At 33.8% G+C, this 21,608-nt stretch carries 15 protein-coding genes and 1 pseudogene; 9 read left to right on the forward strand and 7 right to left on the reverse strand.

The window, feature by feature from the left end; translation table 11 throughout:
- Positions 1-58: 58 nt before the first annotated feature.
- From OPR29_RS00215 to OPR29_RS00230, 4 genes are all read right to left on the reverse strand, one after another.
- Positions 59-1,312 (reverse strand): WD1261 family protein, encoded by a 1,254-nt coding sequence (locus tag OPR29_RS00215; protein ID WP_265025239.1) that lies wholly within the window; start codon positions 1,310-1,312, stop codon positions 59-61.
- A 112-nt stretch (positions 1,313-1,424) separates the two neighbouring features.
- Positions 1,425-2,531 (reverse strand): tRNA 2-thiouridine(34) synthase MnmA, encoded by a 1,107-nt coding sequence (mnmA, locus tag OPR29_RS00220; RefSeq protein WP_019236778.1) that lies wholly within the window; start codon positions 2,529-2,531, stop codon positions 1,425-1,427.
- 219 nt (positions 2,532-2,750) lie between these two features.
- Positions 2,751-3,818, reverse strand: coding sequence for a rod shape-determining protein (locus tag OPR29_RS00225; protein WP_007302210.1), 1,068 nt, complete (start codon positions 3,816-3,818; stop codon positions 2,751-2,753).
- 20 nt (positions 3,819-3,838) lie between these two features.
- The gene (locus tag OPR29_RS00230) at positions 3,839-5,257 is read right to left on the reverse strand and encodes a gluzincin family metallopeptidase (protein ID WP_265025240.1); all 1,419 of its coding nucleotides are present in this window, start codon (positions 5,255-5,257) and stop codon (positions 3,839-3,841) included.
- A 274-nt stretch (positions 5,258-5,531) separates the two neighbouring features.
- Between OPR29_RS00230 and OPR29_RS00235 the strand changes: the two genes are divergently transcribed.
- The 6 genes and pseudogenes from OPR29_RS00235 (at position 5,532) to ftsH (ending at position 11,726) form a co-directional block, all read left to right on the forward strand.
- Positions 5,532-6,011: an OmpA family protein gene (locus tag OPR29_RS00235; protein WP_265025241.1), complete on the forward strand. Its 480-nt coding sequence runs from the start codon at positions 5,532-5,534 to the stop codon at positions 6,009-6,011.
- 115 nt (positions 6,012-6,126) lie between these two features.
- A complete protein-coding gene (locus tag OPR29_RS00240; RefSeq protein ID WP_213863789.1) occupies positions 6,127-7,083 on the forward strand; it encodes an IS5 family transposase in 957 nt (318 codons plus the stop codon).
- A 168-nt stretch (positions 7,084-7,251) separates the two neighbouring features.
- Positions 7,252-8,547 carry a tRNA lysidine(34) synthetase TilS gene (tilS, locus tag OPR29_RS00245; RefSeq protein WP_265025441.1) on the forward strand — a complete coding sequence of 432 codons (1,296 nt, stop codon included), beginning with the start codon at positions 7,252-7,254 and terminating at the stop codon, positions 8,545-8,547.
- A 210-nt stretch (positions 8,548-8,757) separates the two neighbouring features.
- The gene (locus tag OPR29_RS00250) at positions 8,758-9,678 is read left to right on the forward strand and encodes an AAA family ATPase (RefSeq protein WP_265025242.1); all 921 of its coding nucleotides are present in this window, start codon (positions 8,758-8,760) and stop codon (positions 9,676-9,678) included.
- Between the two features lie 57 nt (positions 9,679-9,735).
- A pseudogene (locus OPR29_RS05995) lies at positions 9,736-9,884 on the forward strand (tRNA lysidine(34) synthetase TilS); the annotation flags it as partial.
- A gap of 12 nt (positions 9,885-9,896) precedes the next feature.
- Positions 9,897-11,726, forward strand: coding sequence for an ATP-dependent zinc metalloprotease FtsH (gene ftsH / locus OPR29_RS00255; RefSeq protein WP_265025243.1), 1,830 nt, complete (start codon positions 9,897-9,899; stop codon positions 11,724-11,726).
- Between the two features lie 124 nt (positions 11,727-11,850).
- Here the strand turns inward: ftsH and OPR29_RS00260 are convergent, their stop codons facing one another.
- Positions 11,851-12,720: a hypothetical protein gene (locus OPR29_RS00260; protein ID WP_265025244.1), complete on the reverse strand. Its 870-nt coding sequence runs from the start codon at positions 12,718-12,720 to the stop codon at positions 11,851-11,853.
- A gap of 236 nt (positions 12,721-12,956) precedes the next feature.
- Between OPR29_RS00260 and OPR29_RS00265 the strand changes: the two genes are divergently transcribed.
- The 3 genes from OPR29_RS00265 (at position 12,957) to OPR29_RS00275 (ending at position 15,817) form a co-directional block, all read left to right on the forward strand.
- On the forward strand, positions 12,957-13,451 hold the full coding sequence (locus tag OPR29_RS00265) for a WBM0748 family T4SS-associated protein (protein WP_010403296.1): 495 nt from the start codon (positions 12,957-12,959) through the stop codon (positions 13,449-13,451).
- Between the two features lie 284 nt (positions 13,452-13,735).
- Positions 13,736-14,998, forward strand: coding sequence for a pyruvate dehydrogenase complex dihydrolipoamide acetyltransferase (locus OPR29_RS00270; protein WP_265025245.1), 1,263 nt, complete (start codon positions 13,736-13,738; stop codon positions 14,996-14,998).
- A 57-nt stretch (positions 14,999-15,055) separates the two neighbouring features.
- The gene (locus OPR29_RS00275; protein WP_265025246.1) at positions 15,056-15,817 is read left to right on the forward strand and encodes a hypothetical protein; all 762 of its coding nucleotides are present in this window, start codon (positions 15,056-15,058) and stop codon (positions 15,815-15,817) included.
- Positions 15,818-15,916: 99 nt separating this feature from the next.
- Here the strand turns inward: OPR29_RS00275 and OPR29_RS00280 are convergent, their stop codons facing one another.
- Both OPR29_RS00280 and OPR29_RS00285 read right to left on the reverse strand, forming a co-directional pair.
- Positions 15,917-17,662: a type I secretion system permease/ATPase gene (locus OPR29_RS00280; protein WP_265025247.1), complete on the reverse strand. Its 1,746-nt coding sequence runs from the start codon at positions 17,660-17,662 to the stop codon at positions 15,917-15,919.
- Between the two features lie 284 nt (positions 17,663-17,946).
- Positions 17,947-21,573: an ankyrin repeat domain-containing protein gene (locus tag OPR29_RS00285; protein WP_265025248.1), complete on the reverse strand. Its 3,627-nt coding sequence runs from the start codon at positions 21,571-21,573 to the stop codon at positions 17,947-17,949.
- Between the last annotated feature and the right edge of the window lie 35 nt (positions 21,574-21,608).

Below are 21,608 nucleotides of genomic sequence, written 5' to 3' on the forward strand. Positions count from 1 at the left end.
AAGATATTATATAGCATACACTTTAAAAGTGCTACATTTATCATTTATAAGTAGAGATTCATGAACGCCTGGAATGTATAGGACCATTTGTAAGATCATTAATAATTGCACCATTGACTGCTGAATGTGGCGGTTCTTGAGGTGATTTTAGTAGTTGAAATAAAACATATACTATTACGATAGTAAGCACTGCAGCAATTACTAGATTAGCAAAATTATCCTGTGGTAGGACACCTTTTATTGGATTAAATAATTTTTGCTCCATAAGGAAATAATCAGCAACATATAACCCAACAGACAATACAAACATACCTAAAATAAGTTTACAGAATGTATTTTTGTGATTTTGCTTGCTGAGGATGAAATTTGGCCTACATTCATTCTCTTCTTGCGGTGCTGAATAATGTGTGTTGTTTATTATCCTCTCTTCAAACTTATTGCTATTTTGCTCTTTTAACAGCTGTTTCAAAGTTGGTCCAGCGCTTTTCAGGCATAAAAAACCTTGATTATTATAACCTGCAGATGACAATATATTGAATGTTCTGTTTAGACTACCTATCTTCTCACAATCCAGCATATATTTAGTGGCTCTATTTTGATCTTTCAAATTAATACTTTGCAGTAATCCAATTAAAGCCATTATATATCTGGAAACGACCACGTTATCTATTATTGATAAACTTTCCTTTTTTATAGACTCTTTGTGATGTTCAGAAAGTTTATGATAGTGGCCAAATATAGAAAATAATACTACTACATCCCTTTCTACTTTTATGTCTTGATGAATAGAATAATAGAAATCAATAATGCATTTACTTAAGGTAAATTCTCTGTCATATTCGTTTAATGCATTTTCTTCACTTAGTAACTTTCTAACATCAATAAGCACCTTATTTTCAAAATCTTCTACTGCTTTAAATATTGATTCTCTTTTTGGATTTGCCAAAACGTTAAGTAAATCTAATTTTCTTCCATCTACTACTTCGTGTATGTCTTTACCTAACTCAGACTCCTTAATAACTTTATATATTTCATCTATGATATCTTGAGTGCTCAGATTATTACTTCCGCTTAAAATTTTATAAGCTTGAGTATAAATTAAGAACAACCCTTGTAGACTAAATTGTAAGTTAAAATATTTATCTAATGATTCCTCTTTTTTTCTAACGAATGAAGACAAACCAATATGGTTTCTATGGTCTATTTTACCAGTTAAGTTAGCATGTTGAAAACCGCCTAAAAAAATAAACAAGGCCTCTAGTAAATTGCCCTTACCAACAATTTTTATTAACTCTTCAACTTCTTTAACCATCCCTCTAGTCCACAATATAATAATTATCTTTATAGTATAAAGAATATAGGATAAAACAGCAATAAATTTTATTGTATGTTTACATTCTGCATTAAAAAATTAAACCACCAAGTTAGGAGCATATCCAACCTCCACCTATAACTTGTTCGCCCTTATATGCTACACAGGCTTGACCTGGACTGATGCCAAAGTAATCGTCGTTTAAAATTACACAGGCTTTGTTCTTTTCGTCAGTTGAATATATTGTCGCTAAGCTTCCTGCATGTGATGACCTAAGCTTCACAGTTACTTCCATGCCTTCTTTTGGTTGTTCTAACCAATTTAACTCTTTGACCAATATCTTTTTTTGCATTAGAGCATTGATCGGGCCTACTACAACTTCATTATTTTCTGTATTAATTTTTATCACGTAAAGAGGCTCATTGTGTGCGATGCAGAGGCCTCTTCTCTGTCCCACTGTAAAATTTACTATGCCGCTGTGCTCACCTAGCACTTTTCCATGAATATCTACTATTTTACCTTTCTGTACAGATTGTGGAGCTAATTTAGCTATTGTTTTACTATAGCTTTCGGAAACAAAGCATATATCTTGACTATCCGGCTTTTCAGAAATTTGTAAGCCAAAATACTTTGCTAATTTTCTTATATCACTTTTATAGAACCCACCTAATGGAAATCGCAAAAGCTTTAACTGCTCCTCAGTAGTTGCAAACAAAAAATAACTTTGATCTTTACTTTTATCAATACTTCTGCACAACTTTACCTCACCATTTTCTTCTAATCTTCTTACGTAATGTCCTGTTACGAGCACATCCGCACCAAGATTTTTTGTAACTTGCAATAGATCGCGAAATTTTACTGTTTGGTTACACCTTACGCACGGTATGGGAGTTTCTCCACGCATATAGGTATTTGCAAAATCCTCTATTACTTCCTTTTTGAATATTTCCTCGTAGTTTAAAATATAGTGGGGAAAGCCAACACTTTCAGCCACGTATTTGGCATCATAAATATCCTGTCCAGCGCAGCATGCACCCTTTCTCGCATTACCATCACTGCCATAGAGCTGAAGAGTCACACCTATCACTTCGTACCCAAGGTTATACAGCAGTGCTGCAGCAACGGAGCTATCAACTCCCCCGGACATTGCAACAATAGCCTTAGTTTGATGCGGAGCTTTATCTTTTAATAAAGGTTCAATTTCAAATTCTTTTAGCATATAATTTATAAACACAAACCTGTGTCAAGCACTGGAATCCAGTTTCTATTACACAATTTCATCGAAACAGCATACTTATTTGTAGTCAAGTTCCAGTGTCAAGCGCTGGGATGACACCCCTTCCTGCTGGAAGTTGCCTTTAAATTACTTGGTGCGTGACACTGGGATCTCATTTATATTACATAATTCCATCAAAACAATTCGATCTTCAAAAACAATTTAATCTTGCTTGAATAAAACATGGCCAAAATAGTCCATGTTTTCAAGTACTTTTCCGCTACCCAGGGCAACACAACAAAGTGGATCATCTGCAACACGAACTGGTAATTTTGTTGTTTCACTAATAACTTTACTCAAGTTGCGCAATAACCCACCTCCACCAGATAAAATTATTCCTCTATCAACTATATCAGAAGAAAGTTCGGGTGGAGTACTCTCCAGTGCAGTTCTAATAGCAGAAATTATCTGATGTACAGGCTCTATTAGGCTCTCTGCAACTTGATATTCTGATAAAAGCATTTCTTTTGGCATACCACTCACTAAATCCCTGCCTTTAATTATCATTCCCTCTTTGTTGTTTTCAACTGGCAGACTGGCTGAACCGACGTTTTTCTTAATTTTTTCAGCAGTTGTTTCGCCAATCAATAACTTATGATTTTCACGAATGTATGACTTTATTGCCTCATCCATAATATCACCACCTACTCTGGCAGAACGTGAATAAACAATTCCACCTAAAGAAATAATTGCAACTTCAGTTGTACCACCTCCTATGTCAACAATCATAGAACCTTCAGGTTCGGTAACTGGAAGTCCAGCCCCAATTGCTGCAGCCATTGGTTCTTCAATTAAGAATACTTCATTTGCACCAGCACTTTCTGCTGCATCTTGTATAGCACGCCTTTCAACTGGGGTAGATCCAGATGGAACACATATGATAATACTAGGCTTATTAACAGTGAATCTTGTGTTTGCGCTGCGTATGAAATATTTTAACATTTCTTCCGCGCTTTTAAAATCAGCAATAACTCCGTCTTTCAAGGGTCTTATCGCTTCTATTTCTCCGGGTGTTTTTCCGAGCATCATCTTAGCTTTTTTGCCAAAAGCATAAGGAACGTAACTTCCTTTTTCTTTTACTCTTGCTACAACTGAGGGTTCATCAAGCACTATCCCCTGACTTTTCTGATAAACTAAAGTATTTGCAGTACCAAGATCTATAGCAATATCGCTAGCAAATAAACCTTTGAAAGTAAAAAAATTTCTGATTAAATTCTGAACAAAACTCATACACAACTCAAGAAAACCATTTATTGAGACAAATTATACTTTTCAGATAAGTAACTAGTGTAGCACTCAATATCTAAATCCCTACCTGTTACCTTTTTTAGCTGTTCCAAAAAGCCATAATTTGCACTATATACATTTTTAGAGAACCAATCGATAAGTAAACTGAAATCTCCTTTTACTATAGAATCTAAAAATTCGTAATGATTTTTCTTAATGAAAGAAAAAAACTGCACAGCAGCGATTAACGCTATGACTTTAATAGGAAAGTAGCCTATAACACCACTTATCCAATACTCATCTTGAAAATAAGTGTCTAGCTCATTTTTAGCTTTTACTGAAATCTTGTAATGCTTCATACCTTCCAGCCATTTATCGTGTAGATCTTTAACTTCTAACGTACCATTTATTAGATCTTGTTCTAATTTAGTTCTTAGCATAATGTGAGCCAATAAACTAAATTCATCCGCATTCTTCAAAAAAGATGAAAGATTTACTTTATTGAAAATCAAATACAAATTTTCAACACTACTATTAATTTTGCCTTTTGTAGAAAGTTTCTCCTTTATGTGTGGTTGAATGAACTCAATAAATTCTCTCGATGTTCCAATGATCTTTTCCATGAATAACCCTTGAGTTTCATACATAATATGTTTTGTAATTGAGCTCTTTATAGAATTTTGCGCTAAACATTTTTGATGAATTGCATAACCAGTATGCCGTAAAAGTAAAAATAAACCATAACAAAGGTCAGATTCATCATAATCGATAGGATCGTAATAAGAAATGGAAATCTCATTTGGTGTAACACTCATTTGCTGTAAGAATAAGGAACCAAGTTCAATCTGTCTCTGAACCGTAACTTTTTGTATATTAGTAACCTTATCCTTCTTCTGCTTTTGAGTTACTTTCTCTACATTTTCACTAAAAAATTTACCTAGCTTAGGAAATATTTCCTTTATGTTCTTTTCTGTGATATTAGAGTCATAGTCAGCAAGCAATGACTCATAGTTTGAGCGCTTTAATTGCTGCGATTTTATAGAAGCTGCTTCACGAGTAAGCTTAATTAGGTTAGTAAAGCATTCTTTCAGCTTTTCTAAGTTACTAATTTCAGAATTAGTTAGCCTCCATAAGTTTTGGCATTCAATCTTAGCTTTGGACAAAGATTTTACTAAATCAACAGGAATAGCACTGCTGCTTTTGTGTATCCCCTCTATTAACTTTAGCTGCTGAATATTAGCACTCTTTTTATTCCTAAGAGCATTCGCTAATGATTCCTTTATTGCATCATGAGAGATAATTTCATGTCTGATTTCCTCTAGAAGACACATTTGTTCAACTTTGTCCTCTACATTCAATTGGCTTTTGCTTAGTAGTTTTAGTATGTTTTCGATATTCCTTACCTTATGTAATACTTCCTCTAAAAACTTATAAGATCTCATTTTTATTCATTGCTTTGAAACATCTGCTTAATATCGTAATAGATTAATAATAAAGTTAAAAGTATATTTGCTTAAAGTACAATAAAAAATTGTATTTTTATTCTTTTATTGTACTTCATTGCTGAGAATTGAGCGCCTTATCAGAAAATTAATAATAAGATTGTAAAGAAAACATTTAGTATTTTATTTCCCTTGACTCTATTCTAGTATAGAGGGATTATTAGTACTAAAATTAAAATTACGCACTATATTTTAAATTTATGGAGGTTTAGTGATGTGGAGTAGACTGATTATAATGTGTTGTTTTTGTTTACTGCTTACTGGTGTAAGTTCTTGCCCTAAAAAAGGAGTAAATACGACAAATAAAATGAATGCTGTTGTTAAGCAGATAGGTGATAAAAGAGTTTTCTTTGGTTATGATGAATCTAGTATTAGTGAAGTGAGTGCAGATGCATTACTTGACGTGATGGAAGTGTTACAAAATAATCCTGACGCAAAGGTCACTTTAACTGGTCATACTGACAATCGTGGTTCTCACGAGTATAATCTTGCACTAGGAGCTAGAAGAGCAGATGCAGCTAAAAAATTTATGGTCAGCTGTACACCTTATCTAGAAAATAGAATAAAAACTGCTTCTAAAGGTGAAACTGAGCCTTTGGTTAGTGTAAAAGATGATTCTAGAAATTCTAAATATGAAAAAGAGCATGCTAAAAATCGTAGAGTGGAATTTTCATTTTCTGGAATAAAGAAGTAGTTTCTTGCATTAAAACCTGGATCCCAGTGGGCTTTGTTGCACCACTCAAGGAAAGAACAGGCAGTTACTGATGGAATTTGTTATAAAATAGATATTTAGCCGACAAAGGAAAAATATGCCAATAAGAATGAAAGTCAGTAACTGCAATGAATATAACAAATTTCTTCAAGAAAGGGGAAATGTTTTTCATTATATCAACGATGCCATTGAAAATTGGTACGAAAATAGTCCAAAAGTAGCAGGTGGCAACAATGTCTACAGCGACAAAGTAGTGATTCTAATTCACATAATAACCTATCTATTCAGGATTGGTCTTAGGCAAACAGTGGGATTTATAGAGAAATATCTTGAGCAAATAGGGAAAATTTTGCAAATTATCAGCTATTCGCAGGCTTCAAGAAGGTTTAAAAAGCTTAATATCAAAATCAACGACTGCAGAGTTGATAAGAACGATATGGAAGATATTGAAATTGCTATAGATAGTACAGGTATCAGCATCTACAATAATATTCCAGGCCATAGTAAGGCAAATGGTACAGATAGAAAGTATCGCCGCTATGAGCAAACAAGAAAGCTACATGTAATGCTAGAGATAGGTAGTAAAAAAGTTATAGCTGCAAAATACAGTAGTGGAGTTTATTCCGACCACTATGGAGCCTGTGATCTTATTGAAAGAGTGGATACCAAGTATAACATAAGCACGATATATGCAGATAGGGCATATAATCGAAAGAAGTTATACAAACTGTGCGATGAGCTTGACATAAAGACAAGGATTCCTCCGCAAAATAATGCAGTAGAGCATCCAAAGTTGGATTATATGAATGAGAGAAATTCTACAATCAAGCTCATAAAGTCATATGATGAAGATGGTATGAAGAGGTGGAAAAAAGAGATAAATTATTGGAAGAGATCTTATATAGAAAGTTTTTTCTCGCGACTGAAGCAAATATTTGGATTTAGTTTTAGGAATAAATCTGAGATTAATCGTGAGAAGGAACTGCTACTCAAGTGTTATTTGCTTAACAAATTTACTGAAATAGGCATGGCTAAGTTTGATATAGCTTCATGAATTTATTATACATTACCCACTATCCGAAGAGCTGTGCAACAAAGCCATCCCAGTGTCAAGCACTGGGATGACAAAAGAGAGCAATTACGCTGCTTGTTAGCGGGATCTATATATAACACAAATAAGTCGCTGTATGACGTGGAGACTATCTGGCCATCAAGAAACATAATGAAATTAGAGTTATTATTTCAAAATATAGTTAATAAGTTTGCTTTTCATGATAATCAAGTTGCGATTGCAGTATCAGGTGGTGTAGACAGTGTAGTTTTATTGCACTTAATGATTAATTGGGCAAAAAAAAATAAACCTTCACTTCCTATAGCATTAACAGTAAATCATGGGTTACGTTCAGAGTCTCAAAAAGAAGCTGATTTTGCTGTAAGCTATGCAAAAGAACTTGGGGCAAAGGAATCGTTCATGTTAAATTGGGAGAAGAAAAATATTAAAGGCAATATTCAGTTGCAGGCACGAAAAGCACGGTATAACTTATTAACAAAATGGTGTAAAAATAATAATGTTAAATATTTATTTGTTGCTCACCACAAAAATGATCAAGCAGAAACGTTCTTGTTGAGATTAGAGCGGGGTAGTGGCGTAGATGGATTATCATCAATGGATTACAAATCTTTCTTAAATGGTGTTTATATATTTAGGCCGTTGTTAAATTTTAGTCGTAGTGAAATAGAAAGGTATGCTAAGCTTCATCAGTTAAGATGGATCGAAGATAGAAGCAATTATGACTTAAAATACAGACGAACTTTATACCGTAACTTACTTAAAGCAAGTGATAATCAAGATGTTCTAACAGAGCGAATATGCCTTACAGCACTTCATATGAAAAGAGCTGCAAAAGCGTTGATGCACTACACACGCCTTGCATTTGATGATTGTGTTAATGTTCATGATTTTGGTTATATTGAAATTAAACTAAGTGAATTTTATCAATTGCCAGAGGAAATAGCCTTGAGGCTTCTTCTTTACTCTATAATGGCAATTGCCAGCAAACATTATAAACCAAGGTACAACAGCCTTATCGTAATATTTAATAAAATATTGCAAAAGGGTAGTAATGTTAACTGTACACTTTCTGGGTGCAAAATAAGAAAATATGGAGAAAATATCTTAATAATTAGAGAATCGTCAAAGATACAAGAAATTACTGTAAATTTGCCTATGTGCGAACCCATTACATGGGACAATAGATTTGGCTGTACAATACTTAGCAATCAGAAGTGTTCAGTAACTCTTGCTCCGCTAAAGAAAACACAAAAAATTCCTGAATTTCTAAAAGATTACAACTGCTGCCCTGAAGTTTTTTACTCTTTACCTGTAGTCCTAAAAGATGGAAAGATGTTTGCTTATCCATGTATGAAACATAATAGTAAGAGCACTAGTGATGGCGAGATTAAATATTTTATCGCTAGTATAATAAAGGAAAATTTGCTAAAGTTAACTAATATTTAATTAAGGGTTAGAATGAGTGGGACAAGATTTTTTAAATTTGTTTTATTATGTCTAACAATCGCTGCTTTTATTTATCTTATGTATGTTCTTTTTTTAAAAATTAAAGCTGCTGCGGCCACTATATCCTTCATGCCTATTATTATAACATCTGCTGTAGTGACATGTTCAGTAATATGCACTGCGGTTGTATTAGGTTTTGCTATTTATTTAATGAAACCATCTAAAGTAATAGAAGGTGAGCAAGGTGAGCAAAAAGTAACACTTAATAATGTCATCTTATCAGATGAAATAAAAGAAGAGCTACGTATGATTTGTAATGATATATCACAAGAGAAGAAGGTAATGTTTGAAAAAGTTGGTTTTAAACCACCACAGGGTTACCTTTTATATGGTCCACCAGGAAATGGTAAAACACTTCTTGCTCGCGCTGTTGCAGGTGAAGCTAATATCTCATTTGAAAGTATTTCGGCCTCTGAGCTTGTTGGAGAGTATGTTGGTCAAGGTGTATATCATGTACGCAACTTTTTTAAAAGAGCAAAAAAGAATGCTCCTTGTATAATTTTTATAGATGAAATAGATTCCATAGGTGCAAAGCGCAATTCTATTGGTCATCACGTAAGTGAAAATTGCGCTAAAACTTTAAACCAACTATTGACCGAAATGGATGGTTTTAATTTTAACAAAGGTGTAATAGTAATTGCTGCAACTAATCGTCGTGAAGTTTTAGATGAAGCGCTTCTTAGGCCTGGCCGTTTTTCTAAGCATATCTATATTTCCCTACCAGAATTGGGCTCACGAGAAAAGATATTAGATCTTTATATGAAGAATGTGCCAGTTGGATCAGATCTAAACCTTAAAGAAATTGCAGAAAAAACTGAAGGCTATTCAGGCGCTGAGTTATCTAATTTAGTAAATGAGGCCAAGCATAATGCCGTAAGGCGTACTCAAGAGCAAAAAATAGAAGAACCTGTTGTTAGCATGGGTGATTTTACAAAAGCACTTGAAGAGTTTAATAGTACACATAAAAAATTCAAGAATAGAAAAGCGAGCAATACAGGTAATAATGTAATAAGTGCATTACTACAACCTGCTGTAGAAAATTATATGCAGCAGCATCTTACCAGTACATAACACATATACTTATTGCAGTGAAAAACAACTTTTTAAATTTGTAATTATTTTTCTAAAGTTTACTACTCTTTTCCAACAGTGAAAAAATGGAAAGGTGGTTGCTTATCCTGATGTAAATTATAACGAAAAAATACGGTGATGATAAGATTCGATTCATTATTAATAGCACGATAAAACAAAATTTGGTAAGCTTGATTAGTATTTAATTAGAAATGTAAATGAAAAAATTTTTAGAAGGCTTATTGATCTGGTTAGTGATTATTGTTCTTATTTCAGTTGCTTATATTCAATTTAGCGGAAGTATAGATAAGAGTAAAACAACCATACCTTTTTCAGAATTTTTAACTAGACTAGAAGATAATGATATAGAAAATATTACAATAAGAAACCAAAGCATCGAAGGGAAGTTTAGGGATGGGTCAGCCTTTAACTCAAGTGGTGTTATATATAGTGACTTAATAAAAAGTTTGCATGATAGGAAAGTGAAGTTCTCCTTTTCAATTGGAGACTCTGCAATAGGTATAATTGGTGGATTACTTATTCAATGGGTTCCGACGCTTATCTTTATCGGTTTATTACTTTTCCTTTTTAAACAAACGCAAGCAGGAGGTAATAGAACTATAAGCTTTGGCAAATCAAAAGCTAGGCTTATGACTACTGGAAAAAAAGTGACATTTGATGATGTTGCTGGGATTGATGAAGCAAAAGAAGAGTTGGTTGAAATTGTTGATTTTCTTAAACAAAGGCAAAAATTTCAAGTGTTAGGTGGGAAGATACCAAAAGGATGTCTTTTAATTGGTTCCCCTGGAACTGGTAAAACTCTACTTGCTCGTGCAATTGCAGGTGAAGCTAATGTACCGTTTTTTAGTATTTCTGGATCTGATTTCGTTGAAATGTTTGTCGGTGTTGGTGCAAGCCGTGTCCGGGATATGTTTGATCAAGGCAAGAAAAATGCTCCTTGTATAATTTTCATAGACGAAATAGATGCAGTAGGTAGGCATCGCGGCATTGGTCTTGGTGGCGGTAACGACGAAAGGGAACAAACATTAAACCAGTTACTGGTTGAGATGGATGGTTTCGAGTCTAATGAAGGTGTGATAATAGTTGCTGCAACTAACCGTCCAGACGTCCTAGATCCAGCACTACTTAGACCTGGTCGTTTTGACCGACAGATTACTATTTCTTTACCTGATATAAATGGGCGTGAGAGAATATTAAATACGCATATAAAGAAAATATCGATAGCACCAGATGTAAACGTAAAAACAGTTGCGAGGGGAACGCCAGGTTTTTCAGGGGCTGATCTAGCAAATTTAGTGAATGAGTCTGCGCTTATTGCTGCAAGAAGAAATAAGAAAATTGTTACCATGGATGATTTTGAGTATGCACGTGATAAAGTGATGATGGGCATGGAAAGAAGGTCCTTAGTCATTACAGAAGAAGAAAAAAAGCTTACTGCTTACCATGAAGCTGGTCATGCAGTAGTTGCAGTTAATATGCCTGCTTCTGATCCTATACACAAAGCAACAATTATTCCACGTGGTAGAGCACTCGGTTTAGTTATGAGACTACCAGAAACAGATAGAGTGTCCCTCACAAGAGAAAAGATGCTAGCAGATATAACTGTTGCAATGGGTGGACGTGTGGCAGAAGAGCTAATTTTTGGCTATGATAAAGTCACAAGCGGCGCATCTTCAGATATAAAACTAGCATCAGATTTATCACGTGCTATGGTGACAAAATGGGGAATGAGTGACAAAATAGGGCCAATATATCACAATCGTGAACAAATCACACATGATTCTGAGACAATTTCTGAAGATACGTTAAGACTTATAGATGAGGAAATAAAGAAAGTTGTATTTTCTTGCTATGAAAAAGCAAAAGACATTTTAACCAAGCGTAGGAAAGACTTGGAGCTCATTGCTGAAAATCTACTGGAGTTTGAAACTTTAACAGGAGATGAAATAAGAGACATATTAAGTGGAAAAAAAATTGTTAGAAATGAAAATGAAGGTAAAGAAGAGATAAGAAGATCCTCTCTCTAATAAGATCTGGCTTTATTTAACCGCTAAAACAAAAATTTTTAATTAATTAGCTTAAGTTATAAGATCATAGTTAAGCCGATGTATTTTATAAATGGACTTTTTTGAACATTCTTCCAATTTTTTTCTAAATAACTCTTTGCCTATTTAAATAAGTATGTTCAGTATTAGAGCTTTCCGGACCGCTACTAGGAGAAAGATTAGGTTCTTGACCTTTAAACATCTCTATTAGCTTTAATAAAGGAGCAGTTCCTGCTACAATGGCTCCTATAACAGCAGTAGCACCCATGATGAGAAGAAGCGGTTCTGAAGTGGTGATTATACACATCTCAATACATAAATCAGCAATGACCATACCAACCATTATACCAATGAAAGCACCTACAATTATGGATGAAACTACACCAATTAATTTTCCTATTTTTGAACTAAGTGGTACTTCTCTTTCACGTCTAATACGCCTAATATAGCGTGACCTCATTTGTCCTCTCATTATTACATTTTCATCCCTGTTTCCAAAGAGATTCAATGACGCTTCTCTTTCTCTAATAAAATTTGGCCGCATTTGTTGTTCTCTTGCCCTTCCTCGCTCTCTCATTATTATGTTTTCCTCAAAGAGGTTTAGTGGTACTTCTCTCTCACCTCTAATTCTAACATGATTTAGCTGTGCTTGTTCTACTAATAATCTTATTATACTTTTTATTTCATTTAGCGGTGCTCTTCCTCCAATATCCTTAATTGCCTTCTCAAATTTTAATAGCGACTTGTTATTTAGTCTGACATTATTCTGAGAATCACAAACAATAACCCAATCTAAAATTGGCTTTTTTTGACCACCATACTCTATATCATCATTAATGTGTTCCTTTAGTTTTTTAATTATCTCTACTGCTCTTGTTTCCATAGCTTCTATGGCGCTATCTTCACTTTCTATGAGTATATTGAAAACAATTCCTAATAACTCCTGTTGTAAATCCTTTCGTTCTTTAATATTCATAATTAGCCTCAACTTTTATATGCTATTTTGCCAAAATAATTTTACCAAATAAGTAATATATATACAATAATTCTCGTTTAAAAATTTTTTTACATTGGCTTATCTCAGTTATGTTTTAGGATGTAAAAGCTTCTTACTTTAATAATTTATTAAAGTAAACCATATATGGATTGCTATTTAGGAGCAGCTGTTGTACTTTAATCAGAAGGTACAGTAATGTAAGAAGGAGGTACTTTATGTCTTTAAAAAATGAAATTTCTGAATTGATAGAGCAACAGCTTGGCATTAAATATCATGACAATTGCTTAGCTTACACTATCCATAATTCGGCTGCAGGTGAAATATCCGATTCTATTGCTCTTTGCATAGTTGGCTGTGGCGATTGTGAGATTAAGTATCAAGGTATTGCTAATTCATTTAACATAACGAAAGAAGAAATTAACCAAAGTAATATAGAAAGCATAAAAAATAAGATAGAAAGTGAAGCTAGAAAAGAAGGTAGTGAATTTTCCGAGTTGATTTCTAAGATGGATCAATCGCTGAAAGAACAAAGTGAAAAGTCTATTATACAGATTTTAAATTCATCTGCTGAAGAGATGTTAAGGAGTTTTTGTGGTAGTTCTATACAGAGAACAGAGGATAAAGAAGTTAGTCTGTCCTCTGCTTCACATGAAGAGCCTGCTACAGAAGATTCGGAAACTACTATTAATTCTGATCTTTTATCAATTTAACCAGCTCCCTCATATAAATTTTTCTGTACCCAAGCTATATATTTGTGAGAGGATAGTAAGCACTACATTTTTCTATTTCCATTATAATAGGTTCGTCTATTTTCATGATGATCTTACTATTTGTACTCTGTCTAGGACTAAGCAATAGAAATAGTAGGATAACAGTAGTCAACCAAGATTCCAGCATCACGTACTAGGATGATATAAGTATCATAATTTACGATTAGATTGACATAGGGTAAAGAGTAAATTAAAAATTAAATAGATCTTTTAATGCAGAATAAATGCCTATAGAAATATTGATGCCCGCTCTTTCCCCAACAATGAGTAAAACTGGAGGGAAAATTGTAAAGTGGTGTAAAAAAGAACAAGATAAAGTTGAAATAGGTGATGTAATCGCTGAAATTGAGACTGATAAAGCCATAATGGAGTTTGAATCTGTCGATGAAGGAGTTTTAGCAAAAATTTTAGTGTCGGAAGGAACAAGTGGCGTGCCTGTAAATCAACTGATAGCTCTCATGTTAGAGGAAGGGGAAGATAAAAGCGCACTTGATTTAGCTTCTGCCATCAATAACAAGGTTGAGAAGGAGGTTGAAGCCAATTTTTCAGTATCATCCAACCCTTCGATTTCATCTGGCTCTTCAATGTCATCCCAATGCGTGACACTGGGATCTAAAAAAGAGGATAGAGCAACAGAAAATAGAATAAAAGTAAGCCCCTTAGCTAAAAAAATAGCTCAAAATGAAGGTGTTGATATAAAGCGATTAAAAGGTACAGGTCCATATGGTCGTATCATCAAAGCTGATGTATTAGAATTTTTAGATCAAACTAAAAGCTATGAGAGATTTGAGAAAAATACAACAGTTGAGGTAAGTAATATGCGCCAAGTGATAGCGCAGCGCCTAGTTGAATCTAAGCAAAATATTCCACACTTTTATTTAACTGTAGACTGCCACGTTGATAAGCTAATATCGCTGAAAAATGAAGTTAATTCAGTGGATGAAAACAATAAAATAACAATTAATGACTTAATTATAAAAGCTGTGGCTTTCAGCATGAAAAAATTTCCTGATATAAACTCATCGTGGATAGATACTAAAATAGTAAGATACTCAAATATAGATATCTCAATTGCTGTAGCGCTTGAGGATGGACTGATTACTCCTATAGTAAAAAATGCTGATGAAAAAAGTGTTTTATCTATATCAAAAGAAGTGAAAGATTTAGTAAGTAGGGCAAGATCTGGAAAACTAAAGCCTGAAGAATTTCAAGGAGGAGGATTTACTATCTCCAACTTAGGTATGTTTGGTATAAAAACTTTCAGCGCTATAATCAATCCACCACAGTCTTGCATTATGGCTGTCGGCGCATCTAAAAAACAACCAGTTGTCATAGGTGAAAAAATAGAGATAGCAGAGATAATGACAGTTACTCTCTCTGTTGACCACAGAGCAGTTGATGGAGCACTCGGAGCAAAATTTTTAAATGCCTTTAAGTACTATATAGAAAACCCTACGGTGATGCTTCTTGAGCCTTTATTATTATAATAAAATTAATACCTCTTAATTTATACTTTTATTAATTGATAGGTTTAGAGGTAAAATATGACTGATAAAAAGACAGAAAAACGTAGTATATCTTTTGATGCTGCAAAATCAAAATTTTCAAACGACAGGTTTCAAATAGATTCCTCATCTAATGAGTCAATAGATACCATTGGTAAAAAATTTAAGTATGAAGTGAAACTTCCAGGTGTTATTCACACTACAACAAGAAAAAATAATGTTGGAAGCGGATTAAATGAGTTAGATCTAAGAAAGAAAAACGAAAACTCCTTCAAGACACCAATAAAGAATATTGAAGAATCAGATAGTAAGAGAAACCAAAGTCATTTGCTGTTTCAGGAGGACTCATTTCCAGAACTACCAGCATGTGCATATAAGCCAGCACTGCTGCCAAAACCATCAAAAGAAAAAATAAAGGAAGCTGTAGATAAAATGCGCAATAATAGAAAAGCTCATAATTCTGCAAGTGTTGAAAATGGTGTTAGTTCAGACAGGTTCAAAGTGCGCCCGTTCTTATGTAGTGATATAGATGGATATGTAGCTCCTGACAAACGTGACCGTAATCTAGAAAGGTGTAGGGTTACACATGATAGCAGTAAGCTTGAAGCACAAATGGAAAGAAAGCATGGGTTTCAATCAGATCCAAGTGTTAAGCATGTAAAGGCTGATACTGTAGTATGTTCTATTACTAAAGGTCATGACAAAAAAGGCGTTAAATCTGATGTCTCATATACACAAGAGCCTACATCAGAAATGTCTAAGGTTAATGTGAGAGAATTAGCAAATAGGTTCCGTGGCTAATCATTATTGGATTTTTCGAATAACAATTGCTTAAGATTTTATAAACTGTGCATATAGTACTCTATAAGAGAAAGAGAGGTGTGACAACTTCTCTCTTTCTTAACCACTTGCTGAAGAACGTTTATCTTCTGTGGCATCTGGTGATGGAGCAACTAATCTACTCAAAATCTCATCTTTTGGTCCCATAGCATAAATAACCCCATCTGACATGACGATCACTGTATTGACTACAGATAGTAGCTGTAGCTTATGAGTGATGATAACAGTGGTAGTATTTTGCTCTCTTGCAACATTGATTGCATTAATCAAGCGCGCCTCTCCATTACTGTCTAAGTTAGCATTCGGTTCATCAAGAACTAAAAGCTTAGTATTACCATAGAAAGCCCTTGCAAGTCCAAGAAGCTGTTTTTGGCCACCAGAGAGTACTACTCCTCCAGGTCCTCCTATTGTTGTATCATACCCATTTGGTAAGCTCAGTATTAATTCATGTATTCCTGCAATTTTTGCTGCTTTGATTATTTCTTCAGGATTTGGATCTGGTCTCATGCGGGCAATATTAGCTTTAACGCTCGTGTTAAATAACTCAATATCTTGAGGTAAGTAACCAACATAATTACCAAAGTTCTCTCGATTCCAAGTATATACATCAGCGCCATCTAGTCTGACTACACCTGATATGGGTTTCCAAACACCAACGGTTAGTTTTGCAATGGTCGACTTACCAGAAGCACTTGCACCAATAACACCAACAACATCCCCTGGTTCTATTACAAATGAGATTCCTTTTACTGTTGGCTTATTGCTCCCATAAGGAGTAAAAAATACCCTATCAAATTCCAACTTCCCTTCAGGCTCTGGTAGAGCCATAGTTTGCTCTCTTTTTGGGGATGTTAGGATAAGTCTTTGCAGCCTGCCATATGACATCTTGGCTTGATTTAAAAATTTCCAAGTATGAACTGCTGCATCAAATGGAGCCAATACTCTACCCATCAAAATCGAGGCAGCAATAATGCTACCGGCAGTTTTGTGAGCTGTGATTGCAAGTAATGCACCTGTTCCAATTACTGAAATTTGGAGAGTTGAACGTAAAAATTTAGTAATACCAGTAATTACATTAGAACGATTCTGCGCTGTAACTTGCATTGCACGATTTTGATCATTCCGTTTACACCAATCAGAAACTATAAATTCTGACATGCCCATAGCTTCAACCACCTCTGCGTTTCTTGTTGCAACATCTATAGCATTAATATTGCGTATAGTTTCTTCATTGGTTTCTCGCAATATACGCTTAGTGGCAAGTTCATTCCATACTGCCATTGAAACTAATATAATGATCCCGGCAATAGCTATAAACCCTGTAGAGGTATGTATCATAAAGATCACAACAAGGTAAATTAGCGACCATGGAGTATCGAACAGTGAAAATATACCATTTCCTGTAATGAAATTTTTTATTACTCCAAGATCTCGTATTGCTTCACCACTTGAAGTTGAGCTTTGTACTGATGTTAACCTGATTGACCTTACTATTAGATCTGGTGTTGCAGTTTTATCAATCCAATCACCAATTTTAGCCATAGCTAAATATCGACAAGTTTCAAGCATTGCAGAACATGCAAACGCAGATAAAGTAATAATCGTCAGCATAACTAGTGTTGACACACTCTCGCTCGATATCACTCGATCAAGTACCTGAGAGGTATAAAGTGGCAAAAATAACATTAACGCATTAATCCCTGAGCTAAACCAGAAAATGAACCAAAACGCACTCTTGCACTTCTCTAGACAAGTATATAGTATACTTTGCTTTAATTCCTTTTTTATTGACGGAGTGATTTCCACAATCTTCCTTTTATTTAATTATATGTACCATATATAGTTTTTATTTCAAAAGTATTAACAGTTATTGCCTTACCATATCATTAATGTAATAAAATATTAATGATATGCGAATATAAACTTTTTCATGGAAATTTAGCAAGGCTATCTAATTTCTTCTCTACTATAACCTTATACGATAGCCTTGCCAATTGTTCTACGTTTTTCTTATCTACTACTCAATGACAGTTCTTACTATCACTCCTCTGAAAGTTGATGCTATCAGAGTCAGTGACTACAATCTGCATCTATTTTCCTCTTTCTATATGATCAGGAAGTATTACATATTCCAATGATCTAGCTGTAATTGCTCTTTTTCTCACACAAGATGGACTTGAATATACCCTTGGTCTATATCTTTCGAATTTAAAACAGTCAACAGTAATCCCCTCCTCAAAGTTAGAAAGTATTAGAGATGGAGATTTACTAACTTCCTTATCACTCACAGGATTATTTGCACTACCATAACTCACATGACGCGCTGCACTATGATTGTTACCACACTCTTCTCTTGAGGTTGAACTGCTTGGATTAAAAGGAGTCGAAAATATTGAATACCCATTGGTATCACCAAATCGTTTTATCAACCCACAGTTTTCTTCATTCATTTTTGTAATATTCTCGTGATTAGCACCTTCTGATAAGCTTGATGAAGCGATAAGATCTTCTTTTTTCTTACTAAAGATATTGCCTATTTTTAGCTTAGTTGCAACATTCTTGAATTTGTTTTTCGGAGCTTTTGGTTTAATTTCTGAATTCTCATTTATAGTAATTACACATGATGGATTATCTAACTTGTCCATTGTATTTTGTACTCTACTGTTGCGTCTTGAACACAGACTAAGTTTTGCTGTTAAATCATTCAAAACAGGTGAACTTTTTCTACCTTCTAAAGACTTATTCGAACATAGTAGTGCACTACCACCCCTACTCATTTTCTGAGGAGAAATATTGAGTTTGTCTTTACTCTCTAATCTAGTTTCATGCGTAAACTTGTAAAGTTCATTTTCCAATCGTGAAATATCTTCTGCATTCTTTATTAATAGTTCCAATATTGAGTTGTATTCCTCCAAATCATGATCCCCTACTTTTGTCTTAGCTAACTTTCCTGTAGCCTCTTCAATTCTGTTCATTTTTTCAGTATAGTTTTCTATCTTACGTTTAACAGGTTCTTTTTGAAGGCCAATCACTAAGTTGTATAAGATAAGTAAAAATGATATCGAAGAAAATGCAATGGAAATCCAGGTAGGAATTTCTTCCTTTTCAGATTCTGCATTATTATACTTAATGCAAACAGAAATAATCACACTTGATATTGACATGGCCAGATTATAGTAGTCTAGAAGCTTTTTGCTTCTTTCTTGATCTTCCATATTAAGTTTATCATATTTCCTTTTTTTGTTTTCCCTTATTTCATAAAAGAAATCTAAAAATAACCTCAAGATATTTGTGTCACCATGTTTAAAAGCATAATCTAAAGCTGTTTTTTTTGCATTATCCTTTATATCAAAATTTATCTTTTCATTTAAAGTTTTCTCTCCGGTGCTGATTGTTAGGTAGAATAAGGCTTTAATAGCTTTTTCCCTTAAGTGCTCATTTTGTTTACGCTTTTCTAAAACTAACTTTTTCAAAAATTGACCTTGCTTAAAATCCTCATTTATAGTTTTTTCAAAATCATTATCACTCATTACAAGATAGTGTAATGCTGTTCTTCCAGATTTAGATACAACATTTAACATTTTCTTATTATAGGGGTAATGATTATCTTTCATAAAATATTCTATTAACTCAGCATTAAGGCTCATGGCAGCTAAATGTAGAGGTATAAGCCCTTGACTGTTTGTGTTAAAAAGTGGTACTGTGTTCCTAATAGTTGACTTAGCAATACTTTCAATAACATACTGAGAGAATTCTATGTCGTTGGCAAGAGCAGCCATGTGTAACGGTGTATTGTCATTTTCATCATATAACACTTTGATGCTAGCAGCCACCTTTTTACCTACAAGTTCTTTTGACACAAATTCAAGACATTCCTTATTGCCGCTCAAAATAGCTGCAAATAACAACTTTTTTTGTGTATTTTGTTCTAAAAAAATACCCTTTGGGCTTTTTTTTACCAAATACTTAACGCATTCTACTCTTCCACTGAGGATAGATAAGTGTAGTAAAGTTTGTCCATCCTTATTTTTCTTACTTAATATTTCTCCCACTCTCTCTTTTTTAAAAAGGTGCTCAAGGCATGATTTATTACCAACACGTGCTGCCATATGAAAGACGGTGTCACCGTTGCTATTCTCACGCAAAACCTCTTGATAAACGTCAAATTTCTTCTCTTCCAACTTTTTTTCTATCATGCTTAAAAACGATAAATCAAGTTGGGCAGCAAAATGTAAAGGGGTGTTTCCTTCATTATTACTCTTATTTACTTGCATGCTTCTGTCTATTAATAGACTCACACATTTTTTTCTTAGTTCTGTTTCTGTATTACTCGATAGAGCTAAGTGTAGGGCCATATTTCCTTTGTGTGTTTCTGTGCTTAAATCGTAATCAGGAAATTTCTTGAGTAAAGATGTTAGACAATCATACTTCCCGTACATTGCAGCTAAATGTACAAGATCTCTTCCATAATCACCTTTGGATTGAAGTATGCTATTTCCTATATTTTCATAAAATAGGTCTATACAATATGAATTACCATGTATAATAGCAATATGTAAGGGGGTGTTACCTTGTTTATTCTGAACAATTTTTGCACCTGATTGAGTAAACAATTTCATTAGCTGGTTATTTCCATGTTTTGCAGCTATATGCAATGGGGTGTTACCATCTACATTTTCTTGATTAATTTCACTTTTTAGTCTACCTAAAAATTTTAGATGCTCTATAAGAAAATTTATGGCATTTTCTTGAGTTTCTGAGTTACCTACAATCTTATGAAAAGGATTCTCATTATATTTATTTTTTAAAAATTGTACTTGATTATCAATGAAGAATTTTATGCACTCAGCATTTCCAGATTGCACAGCATAGTGTAATGCGTTATTTCCATATTTATCTGTTTTAATTTTCTCCCTATCAAAAATTCCTTTTGCTGTCAATATTTCTTTTAAATATTCTAGGAGGTTAGGACTTCCGCTTCTGGCAGCATAGTGTAACTCGGTTTTATTATTGGTAGTGCAACTAAAATCTGTTTCATTTTCTATGAGAATTTTCAAGCATTCTTTATTGCCAGATTTAGCCGCATAGTGTAGTGGTGTTTTACCATCTCTATCTTTATTCCTTACTGCTTCTTTAATGTCAAAATTAGAATTTTCTATCACAAAACATAAAATATCTTCTTTACCCGACTCAGCTAAATAATGTAGAAGTGTTTTATCATTACTATCTGCAAAATTCTCCAATTTTATAATCAATTCTCTGCCCATACTAAGAATTAGAGATACAGCTATTTCAACATGAATATCATAATTCCTATTTTTCTTTTGTTCTTTCCTAATTCTTTCAATAGCCACTGTTAATAGCGAAGAACCATCATTACTTATTATATTCCATCCATCTTGACGAAATTTTTCAGCTAATGAATCACTTATATTTTCTGCTAAAATCCTGCTTTTTATACAATCAAGATTATTAGTACATATATTATAGTTTTCTTCTTGAGTTACTTTATTAATATAATCATATATGATTATTAGGTCTTGCTTATTGACTTTATCTTCTGAATTGCCTTGTAATGAAGAGAGGTCTATCTCACTAATTGCTCTGGCCATAACAACGTTTCCCGCAACAAATAAACCTGAACTGAGTGTCTTTGCGCTTGTACTAGATTTAGCTTTGAAAACACTAATAACTGTGTCAAATTTATTTTTGAACATACTGTACCTCATAAATAATAATGCCGGTAAGGCTT

The sequence above is a fragment of the Wolbachia endosymbiont (group B) of Pammene fasciana genome, assembly GCF_947251495.1.
Classification (GTDB): Bacteria; Pseudomonadota; Alphaproteobacteria; order Rickettsiales; family Anaplasmataceae; genus Wolbachia.